General features: G+C 42.5%; 7 protein-coding genes and 3 pseudogenes. 6 read left to right on the top strand and 4 right to left on the bottom strand.

All coding sequences use genetic code 11. The annotated features are described in order from the left end of the window. Window positions 1-354 (bottom strand): annotated as a pseudogene (locus C6Y40_RS09645) (IS21 family transposase); the annotation flags it as partial. A gap of 148 nt (window positions 355-502) precedes the next feature. Here C6Y40_RS09645 and C6Y40_RS09640 point away from each other — a divergent pair. Together C6Y40_RS09640 and C6Y40_RS09635 are read left to right on the top strand one after the other, a co-directional pair. Further along, a complete protein-coding gene (locus C6Y40_RS09640) occupies window positions 503-823 on the top strand; it encodes an MMPL family transporter (protein WP_276309511.1) in 321 nt (106 codons plus the stop codon). A 35-nt stretch (window positions 824-858) separates the two neighbouring features. Continuing rightward, window positions 859-1,809, top strand: coding sequence for a beta family protein (locus C6Y40_RS09635; RefSeq protein WP_105934409.1), 951 nt, complete (start codon window positions 859-861; stop codon window positions 1,807-1,809). 33 nt (window positions 1,810-1,842) lie between these two features. Here C6Y40_RS09635 and C6Y40_RS09630 read toward each other — a convergent pair whose 3' ends face one another. After that, the gene (locus C6Y40_RS09630) at window positions 1,843-2,415 is read right to left on the bottom strand and encodes a sce7726 family protein (RefSeq protein ID WP_105934408.1); all 573 of its coding nucleotides are present in this window, start codon (window positions 2,413-2,415) and stop codon (window positions 1,843-1,845) included. A 74-nt stretch (window positions 2,416-2,489) separates the two neighbouring features. Here C6Y40_RS09630 and C6Y40_RS09625 point away from each other — a divergent pair, with 74 nt between their 5' ends. Genes C6Y40_RS09625 through C6Y40_RS09615 form a run of 3 tightly spaced genes read left to right on the top strand, consistent with a single transcriptional unit; the run spans window position 2,490 to window position 4,477 of the window. Continuing rightward, window positions 2,490-2,816 (top strand): hypothetical protein, encoded by a 327-nt coding sequence (locus tag C6Y40_RS09625; RefSeq protein WP_105934407.1) that lies wholly within the window; start codon window positions 2,490-2,492, stop codon window positions 2,814-2,816. A 19-nt stretch (window positions 2,817-2,835) separates the two neighbouring features. Beyond that, the gene (locus C6Y40_RS09620; protein ID WP_105934406.1) at window positions 2,836-3,837 is read left to right on the top strand and encodes an ImmA/IrrE family metallo-endopeptidase; all 1,002 of its coding nucleotides are present in this window, start codon (window positions 2,836-2,838) and stop codon (window positions 3,835-3,837) included. Window positions 3,838-3,841: 4 nt separating this feature from the next. Then, window positions 3,842-4,477 (top strand): hypothetical protein, encoded by a 636-nt coding sequence (locus tag C6Y40_RS09615; RefSeq protein WP_105934405.1) that lies wholly within the window; start codon window positions 3,842-3,844, stop codon window positions 4,475-4,477. A gap of 392 nt (window positions 4,478-4,869) precedes the next feature. Here the strand turns inward: C6Y40_RS09615 and C6Y40_RS09605 are convergent. Further along, window positions 4,870-5,647, bottom strand: a pseudogene (locus tag C6Y40_RS09605) (MauE/DoxX family redox-associated membrane protein). Window positions 5,648-5,686: 39 nt separating this feature from the next. Beyond that, window positions 5,687-6,007: pseudogene (locus tag C6Y40_RS25540) on the bottom strand (DUF305 domain-containing protein); the annotation flags it as partial. Between the two features lie 116 nt (window positions 6,008-6,123). On the opposite strand from C6Y40_RS25540, the gene tnpA reads away from it, so the two are divergent. Next, window positions 6,124-6,558, top strand: a complete 435-nt coding sequence (gene tnpA, locus C6Y40_RS09595; protein ID WP_105933925.1) for an IS200/IS605 family transposase — start codon at window positions 6,124-6,126, stop codon at window positions 6,556-6,558. The last annotated feature ends 59 nt before the right edge of the window (window positions 6,559-6,617 follow it).

The raw sequence follows: 6,617 nt of genomic DNA, 5'->3' as shown, positions 1-6,617 counted from the left end.
ATTGTCGCAAAACTGGCTGTAGCTATAGCAAGCATCAGGGTAATTAGCCTGATATTCCTCCCAGAGCAGCAGTTTAGTTACACCTTTACGCCGCAGTTCAATATCCATCAGGCCATAATCAGGTTTAATACGGCCCGCTTTCCTGTCAGGATAAAGTGACTGATGTAGCCATTGATCGGAGGCATGCTCAGGTAACGGCCAGCCACAATCCAGGGTTCTGAATTTACCGAGAATATCAGATATAGTGGCAGCCCCCACATTCAGTCTCCTGGCGATGTCCCGGTTACTGAGGTTTTCATCAAGCTTAAGATAGAGAACCGCTTTAACGCGTTCTATGTCAGTAGGTTTTGACATACTTGTTTCCTCTTTAAAATTAAAAGAAGTTAACAAGCATAAAAGACTGATCGGGTGGTGAAGAAAAAGTCTGTGATCGAATGACCGGAATAGAGTTGATCGGGCTAGCCAGAATCAGCGATCGAGAACATCAGAATACGCAGCGAGTATCACGATGGGCATTGTTGTCGATGATACTGTACATTTCTTGACACATTATCAATATGCTCGGGAAGCCTGCAATTGTAATCGAGTTGACGCATTAGTGAGAACCCTTGAAGAATCAGGTCACGCCATTGTGCTGACGACATTTATTCTAATGATGGGATTTTTAGTATTGGCAAGCAGTGATTTCATCATCAACGCAAACCTTGGGTTGTTGACGGCAATTACCCTGGCACTGGCGTTAGTCGGGGACTTACTGGTGTTACCTGCGATTCTATTACTACCGCAAAAGCGCAATACAAACCCCACTAACTTGGCGACATAAAGCAAGCAAAATGGAAACAATGATAAGGAGAAACGATGTATTATCCCAACTTACGTGTAAAAGCTGGAGAGCTTAAAGCATTGTCACATGTCCCAAATGATTGGCAGGAGAAAATATGCCCCATTTGGAATGTAGAATTTTTAGCATCATTTGAAAAAGCGATCCCAGCGATTGCCGCCACTTGGCCAACTAACAATATAATGGACCTATCTCGTTTTCAATTAAAACGAGCATCAGCACATATTCAACAAATGATTGTTCAGCATGGGTTGCGTTTTGCTATCGATCCGTTTGAAATATCTGATTTAGACAGCAGCGTTGTGTCCGCGTTTGAAGCAAATCCGATATTTCGAATTGAATTTAGTAACGATGTAAGTATCTTTGACGATTCAGTGATTGACGAGCTTGAAACCGCTCTTATACCTTTTGCCTTTAATACTAACACACTACTGCTCATTGATATGGGTGAAGCCAATGATGCAATGATTGCGAGGGCATCGAGCGTTGCAACTGCCATTGAGCAGTTGCATGACGTTGGCTTTTCTAACATTGTCTTTTCATCAGGCGCTTTTCCCACCACACTACAAAATATTGTGGGCGATGAAGAGATCCCCCGGTTGGATAAACAGCTTTATCAAGATGTGGCGGGTGCAATAACATTTGATCTCCACTATGGAGACTATGGCACGTTAAGTCCTCTTTGGGATTCTGGCGAAACACGACGCTCTGGTCATATTGCAATTAAGTATACACTTGATGATCATTGGCTGGTTTTGCGACAAAAAGGTAAGAATACCCAAGCGATAATAGAATTAGCCGAATTCTTAATATTGCATCCCGATTATCGTGGTCCGGCTTTTTCGTGGGGAGATGAAAACTGGCACAACAAAACACTGACACCTCCGCAAGCTGGACCCGGCAATTCAACCGGTCATGTAGCAGAGTTTATGAATCACCATTTTGCTCAGGTGTTGTTTAATGGATAACGATGTAACCATGATAAGCGCTCTATAGCGCGTCTAAGCAACTTGCTCGCTGGGACGCCAGCGAGACAATTGTCGCTGGGTCAATGCCTTTTTTGTCGCCTCTCTTAATTGTGAAAGCGTCAGGTGCTCTGCAATTGTCTTGCGCAGTTGCTCATGATGCATTCGCCCGATGCCTTTAGTGATCCCAGACTGTTGTAAAATGGCACGAGCATCTTGGTTCTCTAGTAGATCAGCCATTCCACTGATATTCACATGAGGGTTGGACTGGGCTGTCCTGACAGTATGTAATTGACCCGAGCCAGATACTTCAAGCACTCCCCACCATTTCGGGATAATGCCAAATGCCTTATTCAAGTGTTTTGTCGCACAGACTAAGGTGACTCTGTCAAAAGACTGTTCATATTGCCACCCTTGGGAAAAGAGGCGTTTCAATGTATCTCGGTGACTCTTGATCTCAAAGCACTCAAGTCGGCTGCCACAGAACACAACATCGGCCCGAGTAAGCCCATTTTGAATAGGAACTTCTTCGCACAGTTGGTTTTCTGAGAATGACTTACGTCTTGCAAGTCGCGCAAATAATAAGTGTCTAATTTCCGGATCAGTCATGTTGACAGCTTACTTGATTTAGTCTGTAAATGATAGCAACATAAATAGTCAATTATGCATTTAATATATATAGAATGAATATCGATAAATTACAAAAAGATTTACTAAAAAAGTACTGTGACAAGGGATTTAACACATCTGTGTCTATCGCTGAACATGTAAACATGTGTCAGTCGACGGTTTATAGAAATTTGTTCCAGCCACAGAAAAAACTAACTAAAGGGTTATTAGTATTATGCAATTATGCAAATATTAATTATAAAAAGTATCAAGAAATTGATCCTAAATCACATCAATACTTAATGGATGTGTTAACTAACGTTTGGAATGGTACTGACGGTCACGCAAAGCAATTGGGGAGGCTGTTATTGGCGGCACACTCATGTAAACTTGAGCAATAATAATGACATTGGGGGCGAGATGACCGCATTCAAGCTTCCGTCGAAGTCGGCGGTTTACAAACAGATCCGAGATGTCGGCATTAGTAGGGCTACCCTCAATAGAGTGCTGCCTGCGTGGTGGGATGATGCATTATTACAAAGCAACTCAGGTTTTTTACAGTTTGCCAAAGTACTTGATCAACGATTAGGATTAAGTGTCTCAGTCAACGATGGCAACGTATCATTTTTACCCGCTGCTTACACGGTACAATTTAAAAAGCGCGCTCATATCGATATTCAACAATTGTCTGACGCAACTTTTTTATGTCAAGCGGTGGCAAATACACTTATCACAGTGCTCGAGTACAATCACTGCACACCCGATCTTATCCGTTTACAACAGTCGTTGGACTCATTAGGGGAACTCACATTAGCCAACGTGTTGCCAATTTTTTGGGCGTGCCAAATACCAGTCATTCATGTGTCTCGCTTTCCAACCAATATTGCACGACCTGCGGGAATGGTGATGCGCTCTAATGAGCATTATGCCATCGTACTGGGTCATAAACACAAGAGTCCCTCTACGCAGCTTTTTGTATTGTTACATGAGCTTGGGCATATCATGTGTGATCACCTCACGCAGGATGGAAGCTTAACGGATTCAGTGTTACCTGAATTAGGGGAATCATTAGAAGTTGAGACCGACCCACAGGAAGACGAAGCCGATGCGTATGCGCTTCGACTGCTGCGCAAAGAGACAGATATTGTTTCAATGGTAAAGCGACTTGGGCGATTGAGTCGACCTGCTGAATTGGCTATTCAGGCTAAGCGTTCAAGCCAAGCGAGCGGCGTCAGTGCTGGGCACTTTGCATTGACGTATGGGCGCGAAACAAGAGATTGGATTTTGACTCAGCAAGCGCTGCGGTTTTTAGAAAAGGGAAACGCCATAGCGACATTACAATTTTCATGTGCTGAGGCAATGCAGCAGCTAGACGTGCGTTCAGAGGATAGTGAGTATCTAATGAGTATGCAGTCTGGGTAGCATAGTGAAAATTAATATTTTTACGGATAACGATGTCATTTTTAAATTGGCACGTTATGCATTATTGACTGACTGTGTCGACCTGTTTACTCATCACAGCTATGTGTTCCGTTACCTTGATGCATTGCCATATGTTGCGGGCATACAGACCCCTTCAAGAGCGAATAAAATGGGATTCGAACCGGCGCACATACAAAGTATTCTTTATTTTGTATCTCACAGCGAACCTGTCACAATCTCCGACGAGCAAGCCCTTGATGTTATTGCACAACTTCGTACCCCTCACCTTGACGCAGGAGAACTTATTCTCACGTTTGCCGCTCAAGAAAACAAACCATCAAACCTTTTTACGGGTGATAAACGAGCTTTAAAGGTGGTAAACCGAATGCAACATAACGGTGTATTAGCAATGGAAGGTTGCCATATGCTCCTGTTGGAAGAGGCTATCCGTTTGCTTATGATGTGTGGTGATAGAGATCAGGTTATTGCAAGTATCCAATCTCGTCCACATGTAGATAAAGCGATTGATATATGTTTTCGTGACATAGCGTCGGTAGACGATGCCTTGAAAAGCTACATAGAAAGCATTCGTTCTCAGTGCAGTTTACTGTCATTCGGGTTAACCCCAAACATTTGTTAACATGGAAATTTGGCCTGTTATTTGCTTTAGATAATGTGTGTGTTATCCGGCACACCAGTTTTTAATGAGATCAACGCGAACAGAAGGGTTTCCACGATGCTAAATACCGATTTACTCCAAGTCACGAACACGCCAAATCAAGCCATTAAACCAACAGACAACGAAACCAAACAAAGTGAAGACGGGGGTTGTAACAAAGAGAAGTTTGAAGATTCGCTAGAAAAAGCTTTCAAAGCATTCTCGACAAAGAGTGACGATTAAAAACGTGGCAAGTTTTGGCCGCTGGAAGCGCCTATTTTCCCATTGCGGGCAAATGGGCGCATAAAGTATTTTAGAGCAATTTGGAAAGTGATTGTGGCTTCATCAATAGGTGTTAGAGCAACACCCAATGTTTAAGCTCCAATTGCTTGATAAAGCATCCAAATTCCAGCACCAATCATAAACAAATTTTCAGTAAGCGAAACAAAACCGAGGGGAACATTACTGTCTCCGCCGACGCAAGCGCATTTCAACTCGCGTTTATCTACGTAAACAGCTTTAAATACCGATACTGCACCAATGGTTCCAATAAAGAGAGATACGGGGCCAACGACATAGCCTGATATTCCGGCAAGCATACCAATCCCAGCGAACGCTTCCGCAAATGGATAAATGTAACCGTATCGCACACTGCGCATCGCTAGTAAATCATAAGTAATAAAAGAATTAGTAAAGCCATATAAATCGCGTAATTTTTGAATCGCAAGAATCGACATCCTAAGTGCAACAAAGACTTCGATGACTGGAACGGTCGAAAGTGACCCAATTGTGCCGGCTTGCGCGAATACAGATATTTTTACACTCTCCGAATACAATACCTAACGCCATTAGAAATGCGGTCGCAAAAATGGCAATAACCGGCGTGTAAGTTGTGCCAGTCTGCCCCGCTTCTCCCATATCAAAAAATTCCCTTAGCTCGTCATATCCCCCAATACGGTTGTCATTAATAAATGTTTGAGGTGTTGTTTCAACGCCATGTTTACCCTTAAATTTATCCGTTTCTTCACGAGAGCTAAGTTTATGATCGTCTATTTTATAACCTTTTCTTTCTAACAGGTCTTTAGAACGCAAGCCATAGGGGCAAATATGTTCCTTCGTATGCATTCTGTATAACGTTGCAGATTTACTTATGTTTGTTCTCCGGTATAAAATAATAATAAAAGATAATCGTTACTTTTTACTAAAGTCGGGGACTGGGCGCTGAGTTGCTTCATTCGCTGAGGCCACGATGCCATTATTATTGATATCTGAGATTAACCATTTCATTTCCTTAATCTCACGCTCTTGCGCGTTTATAATTTCTTCGGCCAATTTTTGAACTCGGACATCATCAATATTTGCACGCTAACTTGTTAAGATCGCAATAGAGTGATGAGGTATCATTGCTTTCATCCACGCGCGACCTTCAATGGTGACTTGCGATCGCACCAAAAACAGCGCCAAACAAAAAACAACGACACTACCTACTAAAATTGAAGCGTTTTTAATTTTCAGCCCTAAACCACCTACTTCAGTAGGTGGTTATCATTCATGGTAGGGCTTTGCCCGTATACCTACCCATGTTAAATCTCCCTTTGATTTTTAGCGAAGTCAAAAAGGAAATTAACATGAGTAGATACGAGCAAGCATCGCATGTGTTCTGGCGATGTCAATATCACATAGTTTGGACGCCGAAGTATCGGTTTAGGGTTTTGAAGAATAAATTAGGCAAAGATGTTTACAGGTGTATTCACGTGTATTGCCAGCAACTCGGCTGCATAGTAGTGGAGTTGAATGTACAGATTGACCATGTCCATCTGGTAGTAAAAATTCCTCCAAAGTTATCCATATCGAATTTAATGGGAGCTTTAAAAGGAAAAATAGCATTGAAGCTATTTAGCAAATATCCGCATTTGAGAAAGAATAAGATGTGGGGCAACCACTTTTGGCAAAGAGGCTACTTCGTTGACTCAGTTGGGATAAACGAAGAGATCATAAGACGGTATGTTCGTCACCAAGAGAAGGTTGAAAGACAAGAGCAAGCTCAGCTAGCCCTTGAATAGAAGGCCCCCTTTTAGGGGGTTAACGCAAAGCCACCTTCTTTAGAAGGTGGATTCTTTAC

It is taken from the genome of Marisediminitalea alba (assembly GCF_002993365.1).
Taxonomy (GTDB): domain Bacteria; phylum Pseudomonadota; class Gammaproteobacteria; order Enterobacterales; family Alteromonadaceae; genus Alteromonas; species Alteromonas alba.
Note: the sequence above shows the minus strand (reverse complement) of the source record. Positions and strands in the feature narration are given on the sequence as shown.

What these genes read in the sequence shown, in the direction of transcription:
- C6Y40_RS09635 (WP_105934409.1), top strand. Translation starts at nt 859, where the DNA reads ATGTATTATCCCAACTTACGTGTAAAAGCTGGAGAGCTTAAAGCATTG.
- C6Y40_RS09630 (WP_105934408.1), bottom strand. Translation starts at nt 2,415, where the DNA reads ATGACTGATCCGGAAATTAGACACTTATTATTTGCGCGACTTGCAAGA.
- C6Y40_RS09625 (WP_105934407.1), top strand. Translation starts at nt 2,490, where the DNA reads ATGAATATCGATAAATTACAAAAAGATTTACTAAAAAAGTACTGTGAC.
- C6Y40_RS09620 (WP_105934406.1), top strand. Translation starts at nt 2,836, where the DNA reads ATGACCGCATTCAAGCTTCCGTCGAAGTCGGCGGTTTACAAACAGATC.
- tnpA (WP_105933925.1), top strand. Translation starts at nt 6,124, where the DNA reads ATGAGTAGATACGAGCAAGCATCGCATGTGTTCTGGCGATGTCAATAT.